This is a genomic window from Microvirga aerilata (assembly GCF_016743775.1).
Lineage (GTDB): Bacteria > Pseudomonadota > Alphaproteobacteria > Rhizobiales > Beijerinckiaceae > Microvirga > Microvirga aerilata.
On the sequence record NZ_JAEQMY010000021.1, the window covers coordinates 37,248 to 55,550 of the forward strand.

Here is an 18,303-nt window from a genome sequence, read left to right on the forward strand (position 1 = left end):
CTCGATGGCATCATCAGTCGCGAACGGAGGCGGAGGGCATGACGCCCTCCGCTTCTACCTTACAAAGACCGCCCAATTCGTCATTGTGCTGGCGACCACCCTTCTTGGGCTTGTGGCCGTCACCTTCTTTATCGGACGCGTCGTTCCCATCGATCCCGTGATCGCCATCGTGGGCGACCGGGCGCCGGCGCATGTCTATGAGCGCGCGCGCCAGGAACTCGGCCTCGACCTTCCGCTGATCCAGCAGTTCTGGATCTACCTGAAGAAAGCCGCGACCGGCGATTTCGGCAATTCGGTGCTCACCACCAATCCGGTGATGACGGATATCGCCAACGCTTTTCCGGCAACCCTGGAGCTGGCGACGCTGGGCACCCTGATCGGCGTGATCCTCGGCATCCCGCTGGGCATCCTGGCCGCCGTCAAGCGCGGCAGCTTCATCGACCAGTTCGTGCGCGTGCTCGGCCTTGCCGGCTACTCCATCCCGATCTTCTGGCTCGGCCTCATGGGCCTGCTGGTCTTCTATGCCAAGCTCGGCTGGGTGGCGGGACCCGGACGCATCGACGTGACCTATTCCTATCTCTACACGCCGGTGACCAACATCGTGCTCCTCGACACCGCCATGCAGGGCCAGTGGGACGCGTTCTGGGATGCGGTGTCCCACATCATCCTGCCCGCCTGCCTCCTCGGCTATTTCTCCCTGGCCTATATCAGCCGCATGACGCGCTCCTTCATGCTCAACGAGCTGGCGCAGGAATACGTGATCGCCGCGCGGGTGAAGGGCTTGTCGGAGATGCGGGTGATCTGGCGCCATGCCCTGCGCAACGCAGCCGTGCCGCTGGTGACCGTGATCGCCCTGTCCTATGCCAACCTGCTCGAGGGCTCCGTGCTCACGGAAACCATCTTCGCATGGCCGGGGCTTGGCCAGTACATCACCAATTCCCTGCAGAATGCGGACATGAATGCGGTGCTCGGCGGAACCCTCGTGATCGGAGCCGTCTTCGTGCTGCTCAATCTGGTCTCCGACCTGCTTTACCGTCTGCTCGATCCGAGGACCCGCTGATGACCGGTGCCCCTCTCCCCCTTGCGTCAGAGCCGTCCGGCATGCGTGGCTGGCTCCTGTCAGCGGAGCCGAATTCCCGCTGGCAGGCGCGCCTGGGCCGCTTCTATCTCGGCTGGCGGGCCTTCACCCGAAATCCGCTCGCCGTCATCGGTCTCGGCATCATCCTGATGCTGATCCTCGTGGCAGTCTTCGCCGACGTGATCGCCCCTTACTCGCCGGTCGCCGGCGGGGACCTGCGCACGCAGCGCCTCCTGCCGCCGAGCGGGACCTATTGGTTCGGCACGGACGATCAGGCCCGGGACATCTTCTCCCGCGTGATCCACGGCTCACGCATCACGCTCTTCGTCGTCGTGCTGGTGGCCCTGATCGCAACCCCCATCGGGCTTCTGGTCGGCACGGTCTCCGGATATCTCGGCGGCTGGGTCGATACGGTTCTGATGCGGATCACCGACATCTTCCTGGCCTTCCCGCGTCTCATCCTGGCGCTCGCCTTCGTGGCGGCCTTGGGGCCGGGCATCGAGAACGCCATCATCGCCATCGCGATCACCTCCTGGCCGCCATATGCCCGCATCGCGCGCGCCGAGACCATGATGATCCGCAACAGCGACTTCATCGCCGCCGTGAAGCTCCAGGGCGCCTCCACGCCGCGCATCATCTTAGGCCACGTGGTGCCGCTGTGCCTTTCCTCGCTCATCGTGCGCGTGACGCTCGACATGGCGGGAATCATCCTGACCGCGGCGGGCCTCGGCTTCCTCGGACTGGGCGCCCAGCCGCCGATGCCCGAGTGGGGCGCGATGGTTGCCACGGGCCGCAACTACCTCATCGATCAATGGTGGGTCGCCGCCATGCCGGGCCTGGCCATCTTCGTGGTGAGCCTCGGCTTCAACCTGCTGGGCGACGGCCTGCGCGACGTTCTCGATCCGAAGGCTGCCAAATGACGAAGCCGCTTCTCGACGTCGAAGACCTGCGCGTCCGCTTTCACCTGCGCACCGGCACCGTGGAAGCGGTGCGCGGCGTGTCCTTCCAGCTCGGCCGCGAGCGCCTCGGCATCGTGGGCGAGTCAGGCTCCGGCAAGTCGCAGACGGGCCGCGCCATCCTCGGCCTGACCCCTCCGCCCGGCGAGGTCACGGCCCAGCGCCTCGCCTTCGACGGCATCGACCTTCTCACCGCCTCCAAGCGCACCCTGCGCACCTTGCGCGGCGGGCGCATCAGCATGGTGATGCAGGATCCGAAATACTCGCTGAACCCGGTCATGACCATCGGCGAGCAGATCATCGAGGCCTACAAGGCTCACGCCAAGGCCGGCCGCAACGAGGCCCGCGACAAGGCGCTGGCCATGCTGGAGGCCGTGAAGATGCGCGATCCGCAGCGCGTGTTCTCGCTCTACCCGCACGAGGTGTCGGGCGGCATGGGCCAGCGCGCCATGATTGCCATGATGCTCGTCACCGATCCCGATCTGCTCATCGCCGACGAGCCGACCTCGGCCCTCGACGTGACCGTGTCCATGGAGGTGCTGCGCATTCTCGACGAGCTCGTCAGCGAGCGCGGCATGGGGCTGATCTTCATCTCGCACGATCTCAAGCTCGTCTCCTCCTTCTGCGACCGGGTGCTGGTGATGTATGCCGGACGTGTGGTCGAGGAGCTGGAGGCGAAGAACCTGCGCGAGGCCAAGCACCCCTACACCCAGGGCCTGATGCGCTGCCTGCCGACGCTCGCGGACGACGTTCGTCCGCTTCCCACCTTGAACCGTGACCCGGCTTGGGCGCTGTGACGGATCCGATGCTCGATATCCAGAACCTTCAAGTCGTCTTCGGCACCGGCCGCCTCCGGGTCGACGCGGTCAAGAACGTGAGCTTCCATGTGGAGCCTGGCGCCGCCTATGGACTCGTGGGCGAATCCGGCTCCGGCAAGTCGACGGTGCTGCGCGCGATCTGCGGCCTTGCGCCCATCACGGCCGGTCGCGTCCGGGTCGACGGCGCGGCCGTCACCACGCCGCGGGGCAAGGCCTTCTACCGCACGGTGCAGATGGTCTTTCAGGATCCTTACGCATCCCTTCATCCGCGCCATACGGTCGACCGCACGCTCGCTGAGCCTTTGTCCATCCACGGCGAGAAGGACGCGGAGGCGCGCATCCTCCAGGCCCTGCGCGAGGTGGGGCTCGGCCCCTCCTTCCGGTTCCGCTACCCGCACCAGCTCTCGGGCGGACAGCGCCAGCGCATCGCCATCGCCCGGGCTCTCATCCTGCGTCCCAAGGTCCTGCTTCTCGACGAGCCGACCTCGGCGCTCGATGCCTCCGTGCAGGCGGAAATCTTGAATCTTCTCGACGATCTTCGCCGCAGGCTGGGGCTCACCTATATTCTGGTCAGCCATGACCTTGCGGTCGTGGCGCACCTGTGCGAGCGCCTTCTGGTCATGCGCCATGGCGAGGCCGTCGAGGAAACCACCTCCGTGGCGCTTCGCTCAGGTGCGGCGTCGAACGATTACACTCAGTCCCTGATCCATGCGAGCCAGGGCTTTACGCGCGCTGTGAGGCCATCCACCCAGGCTCTCGCCGGCTAAAGCTTTTGACCCCCAACCGTTTGATGTGAACCCATGCCCCGTTCCTCCCTGATGCCGGTCTTCGACGGCCACAACGACGTCCTCCTTCGCCTGATGCGCGGCAAGATCCAGCCGGAGCAGGCCTTTCTCGAGGGCGACAACATCGGCCATCTCGACTGGCCCCGGATGAAGCAGGGCGGCTTCGTCGGGGGCTTCTTCGCCGTCTATGTCCCGTCCGAAGGGATCGGCATGGATGTGGACGCCCTGATGGCGCAACCGCGCTACGACGTGCCCCTGCCGCCGCACCTGGCGCTCGCGCCGAGCCAGCAGGTCACGGTGCATATGGCGTCGCTTCTCATCCGCATCGAGCGGGCCTCCAACGGCGAGGTGAAGATCTGCCGCACGGCCGCCGACATCCGCCACTGCATCGACACCGGTAAGCTCGCGGCCATCCTGCACATCGAGGGCGCGGAGGGCATCGATCCGGATCTCCACATGCTCGACGTGCTCTACGAGAGCGGCCTGCGCTCCATCGGCCCGGTCTGGAGCCGTCCCAACATCTTCGGCCACGGCGTGCCGTTCCGCTACCCATCGACACCCGATACGGGCCCCGGGCTGACGGACCGCGGAATCGAGCTGGTTCGCGCCTGCAACCGGCTCAAGGTGATGATCGACCTGTCGCACCTGAACGAGAAGGGCTTTTGGGACGTGGCGCGGCTCTCGGACGCGCCGCTCGTCGCCACCCATTCGAACGCGTGGGAGATCTGCCAGCACTCCCGCAACCTCACGGACAAGCAGCTCGCCGCCATCCGCGAAAGCGGCGGCATGGTGGGCGTGAACTTCGCCACCTCGTTCATCCGGCCCGACGGCCGGCGCGACGACGACACGCCGCTGGAGGAGATGATCCGCCATATGGACCACCTGATCGAGCATGTGGGCGTCGACGGCGTGGGCCTCGGCTCCGACTTCGACGGGGCGACGATTCCCGCCGAGATCGCCGACGTGCGCGGCCTGCCCCGCCTCGTCGACGCCATGCGCCGGCACGGCTACGACGAGGCCACCCTGCGCAAGCTCTGCTACGAGAACTGGGTGGGCGTTCTGGAGCGCACCTGGGGACGGTGAGATGGATAGGCCGCGATCGTCCAGGGCTATCCCGGACGGCGGAAGCCGATCCGGGATAGCAGGCAGGATTGAGTGCGAGAAGCACAACATTGTCATCCCCGCGCAGGCGGGGATCCATAACCGCTGACGGTGCCGGACTGATCGAAGGCTGTGGTTATGGATTCCGGGCTCGGCTACGCCGCCCCGGAATGACAGTGCTCTTTCCTGAAAGCGATACCGGATTGCCTACGGCATCCGTGATGACACCCACCGTCATGGCCGGGCTCGTCCCGGCCATCTACGCTTTCAAGCAGAGTTGACACGTGGAGCCTCGGAACCAGTCCGGGGATGATGGATTGAGCTGCTTACCGCTCCGCCTTCGCGGTCAGGGCAAACACGCTCGCGATCCCACCGACGCCCAGCATGAGCAGCAGGCTCACTGCGTTGATGGCCGGCGTCGCGCCCTCACGCATCTGGCCGTACATGGTGATCGGCAGCGGTGCGTCGGAACCCACGAGCATCAGAGTCGTGTTGAAGTTCTCGAACGACATGAGCAGCGCCACCAAGCCCGCACCGATGAGAGAAGGCCTCAGGAACGGCAGCGTGACGGTGCGCAGCACCCGCGTGCGGCTGGCGCCGAGATCGAAGGCCGCCTCCTCCAATGAGCGGTCGAACTTGCGAAGGCGCGCGGCGATGATGAGCGTCGAGATGGTGAGGATGAAGGAGAGCTGCCCGAGGATCACAAGGGACAGGCCGGGCCGCAGGAAGTCCAGATCGGTCTGAAGCCAATCTTCCAGGCCGTTCGCCAGACGCGAGAAGAAGGCGAGGATCGAGATGCCGAGCACCACGCCTGGGATCACCAGAGGCCAGAGCATCATCATGGCGAGAAACGTCTTGCCGCGAAACTCGGCCCGCTCCAGCACCCAGGCATTGACCGTGCCGACGAGCACCGCGAGGAGCGCTACGGGTATCGCCACCTTGAAGCTGTTGCCGATGCTGGACAGCCAGACAGGATCCGTGAGCACGCCGGGCTTGCCGAAGGCGGCGCCGGAGCCGGTGAACCATTCCAGCGTAAAGCCGCGCCAGGGCGGCGACGGGAACGGGCTCGCGTTGAAGGCAAAGATCGCCACGATGAGGAGCGGCGCGAACAGGAAGACGTAGAACGCCGCGATGTAGAGCTTCCAGGCCAATGACGGACGGTTCATGGGATCATGCCTGCTTCAAGGTGGTGCCGAGGCTCTGGCCCGTGAGGCGCAGTCCCAGCCAAACGATGGCCGAGGACAGGAGCAGGAGCAGCATGCCGAAAGCCGCCCCTTGAGGCCAGTTGAAGCGCGTGATGAACTGCGCGTAGATCTGTTCCGTGAACCACAGGCCGTTCTTGCCGCCGAGCAGCACCGGCGTCGCGAAGTTGCCGACGGTGAGCATGAACACGATGATGCACCCCGCGACAATGCCGGGCATCGCGTGGGGAATGACGATCCGGCGCAGCACGGTCCAGCGGCTGCCGCCGAGATCAAAGCCCGCCTCAACGACGGCCGGCTCCAGGCTTTCCAGCGCATTGGCGAGCGGCACGATCATGAACAGAAGCCCGCCATAAACGAGGCCGAGGATGACCGCGCCGTCGTTGTAGAGCAGTTCCACCGGCTGATCGGCAGCTCCGACCGCGCGCAGGATGTAGGAGACGACGCCGGTCTCGCGCAGCAGCATCATCCAGCCGAGCGTACGCACCAGCTCCGAGACCCAGAACGGCAGCAGGCAGAGCAGCAGCAGCATCGCCTTCACGCGGCCTTGCGCCACGCGGGCGATATAGAGCGCGATGGGAAAGGCGAGCACGAGAGTGAGCGCCGTGACCAGGATCGACATGAAGGCCGTGCGCGCGAAGGTGCGCCAGTAGAGCGGCTCGGTGAAGAACTCGAGATAGTTGCGAAAGCCGAAGGCATAGACCCGCGGCGCCACCCTCTCGCTGAAGGAGAGGACGAGGATCTCCACATGGGGCAGCACGATGAGGAGCCCGAGCCACAGGATGGCGGGTGCAAGCAGCAGGAAGAGCGTGAGGCGCTGCGCCGGTTTTTGCATCATGCGGCGAACACCTTCATGGCGTCCGCCGTCCAGCCCACATGGACCGGTGCGCCGACCTGGATGCCGGCGAGCGGCCCCGCCTGGGGCAGCACGGCGCGCACAGGCTCGGCGAAGCCTGCCGTGTCGATGAGCAGGCTGGAAGCGGCACCGTCGAAGAGCACGGCCGAGACACGGCCCTCGAAGCGGTTGGGCAGGCTGCCCAATAACGAGGGGTCCTGCGCGAGCGCCACGGCCTCCGGGCGCACGAAGGCGAGCGCGGCCTGTCCTGCTCTGCCCTGCCCCTGCACCACGGCGCCCGAGGGCAAGCGCACGGCAATGGCCCCGTTGGAGGCCGATGCCTCACCCTGCAGGCGGTTCGTCTCGCCGACGAAGCTCGCCACGAAGGGGGTGGCCGGGTTGTGATAGAGCTCGCGCGGGCTGCCCACCTGCTCGAACCGGCCCTGGTTCATCACGGCGATGCGGTCGGACATCACGAGCGCTTCCGACTGATCGTGCGTGATGTAGGCAAACGTCGTGTTGAAGGTGCCCTGCAGCTGCTTGAGCTCGATCTTCATGTGCTCGCGCAGCTTGAGATCGAGCGCGCCCAGCGGCTCGTCGAGCAGCACGAGGGTGGGCTCCAGCACGAGGCAGCGGGCGATCGCCACACGCTGCCGCTGACCGCCGGACAAAGCCGTCACGCGGCGCTCGCCAAAGCCTTTGAGACCCACGCGCTCCAGCATGCGGCCGGCGCGCTCCTCCGCCTCGGCGCGAGACACGCCGCGGCAGGTGAGCCCATAGGCCACGTTCTCGCCGACGCTCATCATGGGAAAGAGCGCGAGGCTCTGGAATACCATGTTGACGGGGCGCCTGTTGGCCGGGACGCCGATCATCGATTGGCCGCGGATACGGATGTCGCCGGAGGTGGGATGCTCGAACCCGGCGATCATGCGCATCAGGGTGGTCTTGCCGCAGCCGGAAGGGCCGAGGATGGAGAAGAACTCGCCGGGGGCGACGCTGAACGACACGTCATCGACGGCCGCATGCGCGCCGAAGCGCTTGGTGACACGAACGATATCGAGATCGGTGGAAGGGGCCATGACGCTGCCGATACAAAGAGTCATCCCCCGGAAATCCGGGGGATGATCAATACACAAGGTTTTACGAACCGGCCTTCAGGCGGTCGAGGATCTTGCCCTCGATCTCCTCGATGCCGGCAGGCACCGCCGGATACCACTTGATGTTGTCGATGGCGGCCTTCGGGAAGCTCTCGGCGAACTGGTCCTTCAGCTTGCCCTGCATGAGCTTGTCGGCGCCGTTCGAGGCCGTGAAGTTACCGGCGGTCGCGGCGACTTTCGCGGCGATCTCGGGCTTCATGTTGAAGTTGATCCACTTGTAGGCGGCATCGTCATTGCGGCCCTTGGCGGGAATCGCGAATGTATCGACCCAGCCGAGCGCCCCGGACTTCGGCGCGACGAACTTGATGTCGGCGCTCTCCGAATTGAGCTTCCAGCCCCCCGTATCCCACGCCATGGCGGCCACCACCTCGCCGGAGCGGATGGCGTTGAGGAGCTGGTCCTTGCCGTCCCAGAAGAACTTCACGTTCTTCTTGCACTCGGCAAGCTTGGTGCCGACCTTCTCCATCATGGCCGTGTAGGCCTTCGGGTCGTTGTAGGACGCGAAGGGATCCATGCCGTTGGCGAAGGCAAACGCGATGAGCGCCGGACGCTTGGCGCGGAAGCTCGCCTTGCCGGCAATCGCCGGATCGCACAGATCGTTGTAGTCGGCGACCTTTGCGGCGGTCTTGGTGTTCACGATGAGGCCGTCCGTGCCCCAGATGTGGGGAACGCCGTAGACCTTGCCGTCGACCGTGGTGTTCTTCTTGGTGGCTTCCAGCATGGAGGCGATGAACTGGTCGGACTTGATCTTGGAAAGATCGAGCGGCTTGTAGATGCCGAATTCCGTCTGCGGGCCGGCGATGCGGTCCTGGCTCGGCTGAACCAGATCGAAGCCTGCGCCTTGCGTGGCGCGCAGCTTGGAGATCATCTCCTCGTTGTTCGAGAGGGTGACCTCGACCTCGATGCCGGTCTCTTTGGTGAACTGCTCCATCACGTCCTTCGGAACGTAATCGGCCCAGGTCAGGAGCCGCAGCTTCTCGGCGGCCTCGGCCGAGCCAACGACCATGAGAGCGGCCAGAGCGGTTGCCAGCTTCAAGCCGGCGCGTTTCGTCAACATCCTCGTCCTCCAGTGTGGTTGGGCTTTTACCCATGTTCCCCAGTTGCAAAACTATATGACAGTTGAACGACGCGCCAGTGGTTTCAAAGCCGGCTTAGGAATGGATGGCCAGGCTGACACGTGGCCCTTGGCGGGCTATGGAGAGGCTTCCTCCGGCGGAGCCCTCGCGATGCGCACCTTCTACCCCGAGATTGAACCTTACGATCACGGCATGCTCGATGTGGGCGACGGGCATCGGGTCTATTGGGAATTGTGCGGCAATCCACAGGGAAAGCCGGTGGTCTTTCTCCATGGCGGACCGGGCGGCGGCTGCACGCCCACCCAGCGCCGGCTGTTCGATCCGGAGAAGTACCGCATCCTGCTCTTCGACCAGCGCGGCTGCGGGCGCTCGACGCCCTATGCGAGCCTCGAGGCCAACACAACCTGGCATCTGGTGGCGGATATCGAGCGGCTGCGCGCGATGCTGGGCGTCGACAAGTGGATGGTGTTCGGCGGCTCCTGGGGCTCGACGCTGGCGCTCGCCTATGCGCAGACGCATCCCGAGCGCGTCAGCGAACTGGTGCTGCGCGGGATCTTCACGCTGCGGCGCGCGGAGCTGCTCTGGTACTACCAGGAAGGCGCCTCATGGATCTTCCCCGACAAGTGGGAGGGCTTCCTGGCGCCGATCCCGGAAGAGGAGCGCGGCGACCTCATGGCCGCCTACCGCAGGCGCCTGACGGATCCCTATCCCGCCGTTCAGGCGAATGCCGCAAGAGCCTGGAGCCTGTGGGAGGGCGAAACGATCACGCTCCTGCACAATCAGGAGTACAGCGACCAGTTCGGCGACGAGCACTACGCCATCGCCTTCGCCCGGATCGAGAACCACTACTTCGTCCATGAGGGCTGGTTCGAGGAAGGGCAGCTGATCCGCAACGCCGGCCGCCTGAAAGGGATCCCGGGCGTGATCATCCAGGGCCGCTACGACATGGCCACGCCGCCGAAAAGCGCCTGGGATCTGCACAAGGCCTGGCCCGAAGCCCGATTCGTCATGGTGCCGGATGCGGGCCATGCGGTGAGCGAGCCCGGCATCACGCATCATCTCATCGAGACGACGGACGCATATGCGCGGGGGTGAGCCCCCTCGGCATCCCGGAGGGCGGAAACCGTTCCGGGATTGCAGGCAGGATCGAGTGCGAGAAGCACAACATTGTCATCCCCGCGCAGGCGGGGATCCATAACCGCTGACAGTGCCGGACTGATCGAAGCCTGTAGTTATGGATCCCGGGCTCTGCTCCGCAGCCCCGCGACGACAGTGCTTGACTGGTCTACGTGATCCCGGACCGGCTGCGCCGTCCAGGATGACGATGATGAAAAACTACTTCGCCGTCCAGCCGCCATCCATGGACAGGTTCGAACCCGACATCTGGCTCGCCGCGTCCGAGCAGAGGAAGACGGCAAGCGCCGCCACCTGGTCCACGGTCACGAACTGCTTGGTGGGCTGGGCCTCCAGCATGACGTCGTTGATCACCTGCTCCTTGGTGAGCCCGCGCGCCTTCATGGTGTCGGGAATCTGTCTCTCGACAAGCGGCGTCCACACATAGCCGGGGCTGATGCAGTTCACCGTGATGCCGTGGGTGGCCACTTCCAGCGCCACCGTCTTGGTCAGGCCCGCGATGCCGTGCTTGGCGGCCACATAGGCCGACTTGAAGGGCGAGGCCACGAGGGAATGGGCCGAGGCCGTGTTGATGATGCGCCCCCATCCCCGCGCCTTCATGCCGGGCACGGCGGCGCGGATCGCATGGAAGGCCGACGAAAGGTTGATGGCGATGATCTGGTCCCACTTCTCGACCGGGAAATCCTCCACCGGCGAGACGAACTGAATGCCCGCATTGTTGACCAGGATGTCGACGGAACCGAACCTGGTCTCGCCGAGGCGGATCATCTCCTCGATCTCGTGGGGCTTCGTCATGTCGGCGGGCGAATAGACGGCACCGACGCCGAACTCGCTTTCGATGCCGGCGCGTGTCTTTTCGATCTCAGTCGCGTCGCCGAGGCCGTTGATGACCACGTTGGCGCCCTCCTTGGCGAAGGCGCGGGCAATGGCAAGGCCGATGCCGCTGGTCGAGCCGGTCACGACGGCTGTCTTGGATGTCAAAGTCATGGTCTACTCCGCAGGGGCCTGGGCTCCAGGCATCAGATGGAGGGTGGCATAGCACGAAGCACGAGGCGAGGTTGAGCCTAGCAAAAAGACTGATAGCCTCGAGGAGGCCGGCCTTGCGAGCCCATGTGCTGAATGCATGTCTTTGCTCTTCCCCTTGCCGTTGAATGACAGGCCCCGATGTGAGAGGTCTGTTGACGTATCGGCCTATTGATTGGGGGCGTGGTGACAGCACCGAGAATCCTTCCCTGCGGCGACAGCGCCCTGACCGTCGAATTCGGCCAGACCATCGACCCGGCCATCAACGGCATGGTCCTGGCGCTCGACGACATCATCCGCGCCCGCGCCCCGGCAGGCCTGATCGAGACCGTGCCCACCTACCGGTCGATCACGGTGCAGTTCGATCCGGTCGCCACCGACTACGATGCTCTCATCGGCTTCCTGAACGATGCCGCCAGGGATATCGCGCCCCGCGAGGCCGTCGGTCGGCGCTGGCGGGTCCCGGTTGTCTATGGCGGCGAGTACGGCAGCGACCTGGAGGAGGTCGCAGAAATCCATGGTCTCACGCCCCATCAGGTGATCGAGATCCACTCCTCCGCGGTCTACCGCATCTACCTGATCGGCTTCCTGCCGGGCTTCACCTATCTGGGCGGCCTCGACAAGCGGATCGCCACATCCCGCCGGCTTCATCCCCGCGCCAAGATTCCCTCGGGCACCATCATGATCGGCGGCGAGCAGGCCGGGATCGCCCCCATGGACATGCCGAGCGGCTGGCACAATCTGGGCCGCACGCCCGTGCGCACCTATGCGCCGGAGCGGGACCCGGCGTTCCTGTTCGCGGCCGGGGACGAGCTCGTTTTCGAGCCTATCGATGCCTCGCGCTGGGAGGCCCTGGAGAAAGCAGCCCTCGCAGGCGAGCCCGTGGCCGAGGAGGTGCGCCCATGACCGATCTCGTGGTGAAATCCTGCGGCCCCATGACCACCCTGCAGGATCGCGGACGGCTCGGCTACCAGCGCTTCGGGGTGTCGCCTTCCGGCGCCATGGATCGTCGGGCGCTCGCGATGGCCAACGTTCTCGTGGGCAATCCTCCCGATACGGGCGCCATCGAGTTCATGAATCTGGGCGGTGCGTTCACGGCCGAGGGGGGCGACCTTCGCGTTGCACTTGCGGGCGCCGGCTGTTCCTTGAGCGTCGATGGCACGGCGGCTGCTCCTCAGACCTCCGTGCTCCTCAAGGAGGGGCAAAGCCTCGAGGTGGGGCATGCGCGAAGCGGAACCTTCGCGTACTTGGCCGTGGCCGGCGGGCTTGCCGTCGAGCCGCAGTTGGGAAGCCTCTCGTTTCATCTGCGCTCCCGTCTCGGCGGCCTGAACGGCACCCCCCTGAAGGCCGGGGACCGCCTCCCCTGCCGCGCCGGGGCTGAAGGCGGCGAGCCGATGCAGCTCGCGCTGTCACTGCCTGAGGAGACCGGTCCGATCCGCGTCATGCTGGGTCCGCAGGACGATTATTTCACGCCGGAAACTATTCGTTTGCTCCAGGAAAGTGAATTCACCATCAGCTCCCAGGCCGACCGGATGGGCTTCCAGCTGACCGGCCCCCGCCTCGAACACGCCAAGGGCTTCAACATCGTCTCGGACGGCATCGTGGACGGCCATATCCAGGTGCCGGGCAGCGGCCAGCCCATCGTGCTGATGCGCGACCGGCAGACCGCTGGCGGCTACCCGAAGATCGCAACGGTGATCAGCGCGGATCTCGGCCGCTTCGCGCAACTGCGCCCCGGAACGGCCGTGCGCTTCAAGGCCGTGGGGCGGGACGAGGCCGTTGCGGCGGCGCGCCAGCTTAAGGATTGGATCGCCGCGCTTCCCGGCAGCCTCACGCCCGTTCGCTTCAACCTGACCACCGAACACCTGCTGAGCCGCAACCTGATCGGCGGAATGGTGAACGGCCTGGCGCCTGCAGCATCTGATCAAGCGTCCTGAAGAAAAGGGCGCCGCCAGCGCGACGCCCCTTTCGTTTCATCGTGTTGCGACGCCGCTCGCCTCGATGCGATCCGGCGCACCGGCGGCCTTCGCTTCGCGGCGGCGGGCGTGCAGCACCCACTCGGTGTAGCCGTTGGGCTGCTCGGCGCCCTTGAAGATCAGGTCGCAGGCGGCCTGGAAGGCGGGGCCGTCGAAGCCCGGCGCCATCGGGCGGTAGAGCGGATCGCCCGCATTCTGCCGGTCCACCACCTCGGCCATGCGCCGCAGGGTCTGCATCACCTGATCCTGGGTGACGATGCCGTGGCGCAGCCAGTTCGCGAGGTGCTGGCTGGAGATGCGCAAGGTCGCCCGATCCTCCATCAGGCCCACATCGTGAATGTCCGGCACCTTGGAGCAGCCGACGCCCTGGTCGATCCAGCGCACCACGTAGCCGAGGATGCCCTGGCAGTTGTTGTCGAGCTCCTGCTGCACCGCGTCAGGCACCCAGTTCGACTGCGACACCGGAATGGTCAGGATGTCGGAAAGCTTCGCGCGCGAGCGCTTCTTCAGCTCTTCCTGGCGCGCCGGCACGCTCACCTGATGGTAGTGCAGCGCATGCAGCGTCGCGGCGGTGGGCGACGGAACCCAGGCGGTGTTGGCGCCCGCCTGCGGGTGGCCGACCTTCTGGGCCAGCATGTCGGCCATCTTGTCGGGCGCCGCCCACATGCCCTTGCCGATCTGCGCCTTGCCGGGCAGTCCGCACGCCAAGCCCACATCCACGTTGTTGTCCTCGTAGGCTTTGATCCACGCCATGGACTTCATGTCGTTCTTGCGGATCATGGGGCCGGCTTCCATGGAGGTATGGATCTCGTCGCCGGTGCGGTCCAGGAAGCCGGTGTTGATGAACACGATCCGCTCGGAGGCCGCACTGATGCAGGCCTTGAGGTTGACGGTCGTGCGACGCTCCTCGTCCATGATGCCCATCTTGAGGGTGTTGCTGGGAAGCCCCAGCATATCCTCGACGGCGGCAAAGAGATCGTTGGCGAAGGCCACCTCGTCCGGCCCGTGCATCTTGGGCTTCACGATGTAGACGGAGCCCGCGCGGCTGTTGCGGATCGGGCCCTCGCCCTTGAGATCGTGGATCGCGATCAGCGCCGTGACGGCGGCGTCGAGGATGGTCTCAGGGATCTCCCGTCCATCCTCGTCCAGCACCGCATCGGTGAACATGTGGTGGCCCACATTGCGCACCAGCATGAGGCTGCGCCCGTGCAGGCGCAGCTCGCCGCCATCGACCGCCGTATAGACCCGGTCCGGGTTGAGGCGGCGCTCGACGGTGCGTCCGCCCTTCTCGAAGCTCTCGACCAGATCGCCCTTCATGAGCCCGAGCCAGGTGCGGTAGACCTCGACCTTATCCTCGGCATCGACCGCCGCGACCGAGTCCTCCAGGTCCATGATGGTGGAGACGGCCGATTCCAGCACCACGTCGGCAATGCCTGCCGGGTCCTCGGCCCCGATGGGGTGCGAGCGGTCGATCCGGATCTCCATATGCATGTTGTTGTGGCGCAGCAGCACCGCCGACGGACTGGCCGCATCGCCCCTGTAGCCCACGAGCTGAGCCGGATCGGCCAGGCCGGTCTCCCCGTCCTGAAGCTTGACGATGAGGGCGCCGCCCTGGATCGCGTAGGAAGCCGCATCCCTGTGGCTGCCCCCTGCCAGGGGCGCGGCCTGGTCCAGCACCTCGCGGGCGCGTGCCACCACCTTGGCGCCGCGGGCCTTGTTGTAGCCGCCCGAACGGGTGGCGCCATCGTCCTCAGGGATCACGTCCGTGCCGTAGAGCGCGTCGTACAGGCTGCCCCAGCGGGCATTGGCGGCATTGAGCGCATAGCGGGCGTTGGAGACCGGCACCACGAGTTGGGGGCCGGCGATGCGGGCGATCTCGTCGTCCACGTTCTGGGTCTTGACGGAGAAGCTCTCGGGCTCGGGCAGCACATAGCCGATGTCCCGCAGGAACTGCTCGTAGTGCGCCTGATCGAAGGCCTGGCCTTGGCGAGCGCGATGATAATCGTCGATCTGCCCTTGGATTTTGTCGCGGATCGCGAGCAATTCGCGGTCGCGGGGGGCGAAGCTCCTCACGAGCCCGGCCAGACCGCTCCAGAAGGCGTCTGGCGATACGCCCGTGCCGGCAAGCGCCTCCTGCTCGAGGAAGCCGTGAAGAACCGTTGCAACCTGGAGGCCGTTCGTCTGGACGCGCGTCATCGTTCCCGCTTTCGGTGGATTAAAAGATCCTGCCCTTAGCTTAAGGCGTATCGACTAAAAATGAAGATGAGCGCCACTTCCATGAGACGAAGGGCGGAGGATGGCGCCTGGCCAACAAAAAAGCCGCCTTCGAGCGGCGGCCTTTTGAAGATTTGGTGGAGCCAGGCGGGATCGAACCGCCGACCTCTTGCATGCCATGCAAGCGCTCTCCCAGCTGAGCTATGGCCCCATCCGAGCCGCGGCGTTGGGGCGCCGCGGCAGTTCCTGCTTGAAGCAGAGGCGTCTCTATAGTCGCCTCTGCTTCGCGGTTCAAGCCTCTTCGTCGTCTTCCAGATCGCTGTCGATCAGGTCGGACACGTCGTCGTCGCCCTCTTCCTCGTCCTCGAGGAAGGTATCGTCATCGGCAACATCGTCGGCCACGTCGATATCGTCGTCGACCGGGATGTCCTTCTCGTTCTCGCCGGCCTCGACCTCGTCGAGGGAGACCATCTCCGGGCCGACCGATTCGATCTCGGTCTCATCGTCGTCCGCCACGGCGGCGCGGGCGGCCACGGGAGCCGCAACCCGACTCAGGGCGGTTGCCTGGAACACGGTGCCGCATTTCGGGCAGACCGCCGGGTCCTTGTTGAGATCGTAGAATTTCGCGCCGCAGCTCATGCACTGGCGCTTCAAGCCGAGTTCCGGTTTGGCCACGGGTGATTGCCTTTGGGTGTGAATCGTCGGGAAGGCTCCGTTAGTCGTGGGGGAATGGCTTGTCAAATGGAGAATTGCAGGAGAGGGCCAAGCTCGTGCAGCTTGCGCGTGACGACGCGGGAGCCCCGTGTTAGGAGCCGCCGTCAATAAGCCTTCAAGGAACCCGCCTCATGTCGCATGCGCACGGATCGCCCTCACCGGTCGCCAGCAGGTCTGGAACAGCCCTGAAGGGGCGCATCCGCGTTCCGGGCGACAAGTCGATTTCCCACCGCTGCATGATCTTCGGGCTTCTGTCGATCGGCGAGACCCGGGTTGAGGGTCTCCTGGAAGGCGACGACGTGCTGCGCACCGCGCAGGCCTGCCGGGCCCTGGGCGCCACCATCACCCGCGAGGCGCCGGGCCGGTGGCGGATCGCAGGCGTCGGCATCGGCGGCCTGACGGAGCCCTCGGGCGTTCTCGATTTCGGCAATGCCGGCACCGGCTCGCGCCTCATGATGGGTGTTGCCGGAAGCCACCCGATCACCACCACCTTCGACGGCGACGCTTCACTCCGCAAACGCCCGATGCGGCGCATTCTCGACCCGCTCGCCCGGATGGGCGTGACCGTGGTCAGCGAGGCCGAGGGCGGCCGGGTGCCACTGACCCTGCGCGGCCCGCGCGAGACGATCCCGGTCACCTATGAAACCCCGGCGGCCTCCGCCCAGATCAAATCGGCGATCCTGCTCGCAGGCCTCAACTCACCCGGCAGGACCACCGTGATCGAGCGCGAGGCCACCCGCGACCACACGGAGCGGATGCTGCGCCATTTCGGAGCAAGCGTTGAGGTTGCGCCTCATGGAGCGGATGGCCGCGCCATTACGCTCCAGGGCCAGCCGGAGCTGCGCGGCACGGACATCGTGGTGCCCTCCGACCCCTCCTCCGCCGCCTTTCCCCTGGTGGCCGCCCTCATCACCCCCGGCTCGGACGTGGTGATCGAAGGCGTCATGATGAACCCCCTGCGCACTGGCCTGATCACGACGCTCCTTGAGATGGGCGCTGCAATCGAGCGCCTGAACGAGCGGGACGAGGGCGGCGAGACCGTGGCCGACCTGCGCGTCCGCCACAGCCCCCTGACCGGCGTGACGGTGCCCCATGCCCGGGCTCCCGCCATGATCGACGAATACCCGATCCTGGCGGTCGCGGCCTCTTTTGCCCAAGGAACCACCCGGATGCAGGGCCTCCATGAGCTGCGCGTGAAGGAATCCGACCGCCTCGCCGCTGTGGCGGCAGGCCTGGGCGAGGCCGGCGTGAGCCATGAGATCGAGGGAGACGACCTGATCGTCCACGGATCGGGCGCCAAGGTGCGCGGCGGCGGCAACCCGGTCGCCACGCATCTCGACCACCGCATCGCCATGTCGTTCCTGGTCATGGGCCTGGCGAGCGCCGAGCCGATGACGGTGGACGACGGAACCATGATCGTCACGAGCTTCCCGTCCTTCATCCCGCTCATGCGCGAACTCGGCGCCCAGATTCAGGATTAAAGCCGGTCATGATCATTGCCATCGACGGTCCTGCCGCATCGGGCAAAGGCACCCTGGGCAAGCGCCTCGCGGAGCATTTCGGCTTCGCCCATCTCGACACGGGCTTGCTCTACCGGGCTGTGGCCCGCGTGCTTTTGGACCGGAATGTTCCCCTTGAGGACCGGGAGGCCGCCGCCGAGGTGGCCCGGACCCTCGATGTGTCGCATCTGGACGATTCGCGCCTCCGGGGAGCCGCCATGGGCGAGGCCGCCTCGATGGTTTCCGCCTACCAGCCGGTTCGGGATGCACTTCTCGCCTTCCAGCGCCAGTTCGGCACGAGGGCACCGGGCGCCGTGCTCGACGGACGGGATATCGGGACCGTGGTCTGCCCGGACGCGGAGGTGAAGCTGTTCATCACCGCAGCGCCCGAAGAGCGGGCGCGCCGCCGCCATCTGGAGCTCCAGAGCCGTGGCGAGCAGGCGGAGTACGAGGCGATCCTCGCGGATATCCGCCGCAGGGACGAGCGCGACATGAACCGGAGCACCGCTCCCTTGAAGCCGGCCGAGGACGCCCTCACGCTCGACACCACGCATCTGGACGCCGACGCCGCCTTCCGGGCCGCCCTCGATCTCGTCGAGCGCAAGCGCTCCTCGACGGCAGGCCGGTAACGGGCGTCATTCCCGGGAGAGCGCGGCGGATCGAAGTCATGACGCTGAGCCTAATCGGGATCCCCTTGCCTCGCTGACGCTCGCCGGGGATCACAGGGTCGTGCCG

At 66.0% G+C, this 18,303-nt stretch carries 17 protein-coding genes and 1 tRNA gene; 10 read left to right on the top strand and 8 right to left on the bottom strand.

Features of this window, described 5'->3' with window-relative positions; all coding sequences use genetic code 11:
• Nucleotides 1-4 precede the first annotated feature (4 nt).
• The 5 genes from JKG68_RS15545 to JKG68_RS15565 are packed head-to-tail and all read left to right on the top strand — an operon-like array spanning nt 5 to nt 4,720.
• On the top strand, nt 5-1,060 hold the full coding sequence (locus JKG68_RS15545) for an ABC transporter permease (RefSeq protein ID WP_202061133.1): 1,056 nt from the start codon (nt 5-7) through the stop codon (nt 1,058-1,060).
• Nucleotides 1,060-1,998: an ABC transporter permease gene (locus tag JKG68_RS15550; protein ID WP_202061135.1), complete on the top strand. Its 939-nt coding sequence runs from the start codon at nt 1,060-1,062 to the stop codon at nt 1,996-1,998. Before JKG68_RS15545 ends, JKG68_RS15550 begins: the two co-directional genes overlap by 1 nt.
• Nucleotides 1,995-2,831 carry an ABC transporter ATP-binding protein gene (locus tag JKG68_RS15555; RefSeq protein WP_202061137.1) on the top strand — a complete coding sequence of 279 codons (837 nt, stop codon included), beginning with the start codon at nt 1,995-1,997 and terminating at the stop codon, nt 2,829-2,831. The genes JKG68_RS15550 and JKG68_RS15555 overlap by 4 nt, the downstream gene beginning before the upstream one ends.
• A gap of 8 nt (nt 2,832-2,839) precedes the next feature.
• Entirely contained in the window at nt 2,840-3,619 is a 780-nt protein-coding gene (locus JKG68_RS15560; protein WP_202061138.1) for an ABC transporter ATP-binding protein, read from the top strand.
• Nucleotides 3,620-3,652: 33 nt separating this feature from the next.
• A complete protein-coding gene (locus JKG68_RS15565) occupies nt 3,653-4,720 on the top strand; it encodes a dipeptidase (RefSeq protein ID WP_202061140.1) in 1,068 nt (355 codons plus the stop codon).
• A gap of 344 nt (nt 4,721-5,064) precedes the next feature.
• Here the strand turns inward: JKG68_RS15565 and JKG68_RS15570 are convergent, their stop codons facing one another.
• The 4 genes from JKG68_RS15570 to JKG68_RS15585 are packed head-to-tail and all read right to left on the bottom strand — an operon-like array spanning nt 5,065 to nt 8,989.
• Nucleotides 5,065-5,904 (bottom strand): ABC transporter permease, encoded by an 840-nt coding sequence (locus JKG68_RS15570; protein ID WP_202061142.1) that lies wholly within the window; start codon nt 5,902-5,904, stop codon nt 5,065-5,067.
• A 4-nt stretch (nt 5,905-5,908) separates the two neighbouring features.
• Complete coding sequence (locus JKG68_RS15575; protein WP_202061144.1) at nt 5,909-6,778, bottom strand: ABC transporter permease; 870 nt, start codon at nt 6,776-6,778, stop codon at nt 5,909-5,911.
• Nucleotides 6,775-7,878, bottom strand: a complete 1,104-nt coding sequence (locus JKG68_RS15580; RefSeq protein WP_312890815.1) for an ABC transporter ATP-binding protein — start codon at nt 7,876-7,878, stop codon at nt 6,775-6,777. Before JKG68_RS15580 ends, JKG68_RS15575 begins: the two co-directional genes overlap by 4 nt.
• 37 nt (nt 7,879-7,915) lie before the next feature.
• Nucleotides 7,916-8,989 carry an extracellular solute-binding protein gene (locus tag JKG68_RS15585; protein WP_202061146.1) on the bottom strand — a complete coding sequence of 358 codons (1,074 nt, stop codon included), beginning with the start codon at nt 8,987-8,989 and terminating at the stop codon, nt 7,916-7,918.
• 169 nt (nt 8,990-9,158) lie between these two features.
• Here JKG68_RS15585 and pip point away from each other — a divergent pair, with 169 nt between their 5' ends.
• The gene (gene pip, locus JKG68_RS15590) at nt 9,159-10,103 is read left to right on the top strand and encodes a prolyl aminopeptidase (protein ID WP_202061148.1); all 945 of its coding nucleotides are present in this window, start codon (nt 9,159-9,161) and stop codon (nt 10,101-10,103) included.
• Between the two features lie 240 nt (nt 10,104-10,343).
• Here the strand turns inward: pip and JKG68_RS15595 are convergent, their stop codons facing one another.
• Entirely contained in the window at nt 10,344-11,129 is a 786-nt protein-coding gene (locus JKG68_RS15595) for a 3-hydroxybutyrate dehydrogenase (RefSeq protein ID WP_202061150.1), read from the bottom strand.
• A 222-nt stretch (nt 11,130-11,351) separates the two neighbouring features.
• Here JKG68_RS15595 and pxpB point away from each other — a divergent pair, with 222 nt between their 5' ends.
• Nucleotides 11,352-12,071 carry a 5-oxoprolinase subunit PxpB gene (pxpB, locus tag JKG68_RS15600; protein WP_202061155.1) on the top strand — a complete coding sequence of 240 codons (720 nt, stop codon included), beginning with the start codon at nt 11,352-11,354 and terminating at the stop codon, nt 12,069-12,071.
• The gene (locus JKG68_RS15605) at nt 12,068-13,102 is read left to right on the top strand and encodes a 5-oxoprolinase subunit C family protein (protein ID WP_202061157.1); all 1,035 of its coding nucleotides are present in this window, start codon (nt 12,068-12,070) and stop codon (nt 13,100-13,102) included. Before pxpB ends, JKG68_RS15605 begins: the two co-directional genes overlap by 4 nt.
• A gap of 36 nt (nt 13,103-13,138) precedes the next feature.
• On the opposite strand, the gene JKG68_RS15610 is transcribed toward JKG68_RS15605, so the two are convergent.
• The 3 genes from JKG68_RS15610 to JKG68_RS15620 form a co-directional block, all read right to left on the bottom strand.
• Nucleotides 13,139-15,337: a malate synthase G gene (locus tag JKG68_RS15610; protein ID WP_202061159.1), complete on the bottom strand. Its 2,199-nt coding sequence runs from the start codon at nt 15,335-15,337 to the stop codon at nt 13,139-13,141.
• Nucleotides 15,338-15,490: 153 nt separating this feature from the next.
• Nucleotides 15,491-15,566: transfer RNA gene (locus tag JKG68_RS15615), tRNA-Ala, on the bottom strand.
• 80 nt (nt 15,567-15,646) lie between these two features.
• A complete protein-coding gene (locus tag JKG68_RS15620) occupies nt 15,647-16,030 on the bottom strand; it encodes a TIGR02300 family protein (RefSeq protein ID WP_202061161.1) in 384 nt (127 codons plus the stop codon).
• Between the two features lie 170 nt (nt 16,031-16,200).
• On the opposite strand from JKG68_RS15620, the gene aroA reads away from it, so the two are divergent.
• Both aroA and cmk read left to right on the top strand, forming a co-directional pair.
• Nucleotides 16,201-17,550, top strand: a complete 1,350-nt coding sequence (gene aroA / locus JKG68_RS15625; protein ID WP_202061163.1) for a 3-phosphoshikimate 1-carboxyvinyltransferase — start codon at nt 16,201-16,203, stop codon at nt 17,548-17,550.
• 8 nt (nt 17,551-17,558) lie between these two features.
• On the top strand, nt 17,559-18,197 hold the full coding sequence (gene cmk / locus JKG68_RS15630) for a (d)CMP kinase (RefSeq protein ID WP_202061165.1): 639 nt from the start codon (nt 17,559-17,561) through the stop codon (nt 18,195-18,197).
• The last annotated feature ends 106 nt before the right edge of the window (nt 18,198-18,303 follow it).

Coding starts and splice junctions, on each gene's coding strand:
- aroA (WP_202061163.1), top strand. CDS start 16,201: ATGTCGCATGCGCACGGATCGCCCTCACCGGTCGCCAGCAGGTCTGGA.
- JKG68_RS15555 (WP_202061137.1), top strand. CDS start 1,995: ATGACGAAGCCGCTTCTCGACGTCGAAGACCTGCGCGTCCGCTTTCAC.
- JKG68_RS15575 (WP_202061144.1), bottom strand. CDS start 6,778: ATGATGCAAAAACCGGCGCAGCGCCTCACGCTCTTCCTGCTGCTTGCA.
- JKG68_RS15560 (WP_202061138.1), top strand. CDS start 2,840: ATGCTCGATATCCAGAACCTTCAAGTCGTCTTCGGCACCGGCCGCCTC.
- JKG68_RS15550 (WP_202061135.1), top strand. CDS start 1,060: ATGACCGGTGCCCCTCTCCCCCTTGCGTCAGAGCCGTCCGGCATGCGT.
- JKG68_RS15595 (WP_202061150.1), bottom strand. CDS start 11,129: ATGACTTTGACATCCAAGACAGCCGTCGTGACCGGCTCGACCAGCGGC.
- JKG68_RS15580 (WP_312890815.1), bottom strand. CDS start 7,878: ATGACTCTTTGTATCGGCAGCGTCATGGCCCCTTCCACCGATCTCGAT.
- JKG68_RS15605 (WP_202061157.1), top strand. CDS start 12,068: ATGACCGATCTCGTGGTGAAATCCTGCGGCCCCATGACCACCCTGCAG.
- JKG68_RS15585 (WP_202061146.1), bottom strand. CDS start 8,989: ATGTTGACGAAACGCGCCGGCTTGAAGCTGGCAACCGCTCTGGCCGCT.
- JKG68_RS15610 (WP_202061159.1), bottom strand. CDS start 15,337: ATGACGCGCGTCCAGACGAACGGCCTCCAGGTTGCAACGGTTCTTCAC.
- JKG68_RS15565 (WP_202061140.1), top strand. CDS start 3,653: ATGCCCCGTTCCTCCCTGATGCCGGTCTTCGACGGCCACAACGACGTC.
- JKG68_RS15545 (WP_202061133.1), top strand. CDS start 5: ATGGCATCATCAGTCGCGAACGGAGGCGGAGGGCATGACGCCCTCCGC.
- cmk (WP_202061165.1), top strand. CDS start 17,559: ATGATCATTGCCATCGACGGTCCTGCCGCATCGGGCAAAGGCACCCTG.
- JKG68_RS15570 (WP_202061142.1), bottom strand. CDS start 5,904: ATGAACCGTCCGTCATTGGCCTGGAAGCTCTACATCGCGGCGTTCTAC.
- pip (WP_202061148.1), top strand. CDS start 9,159: ATGCGCACCTTCTACCCCGAGATTGAACCTTACGATCACGGCATGCTC.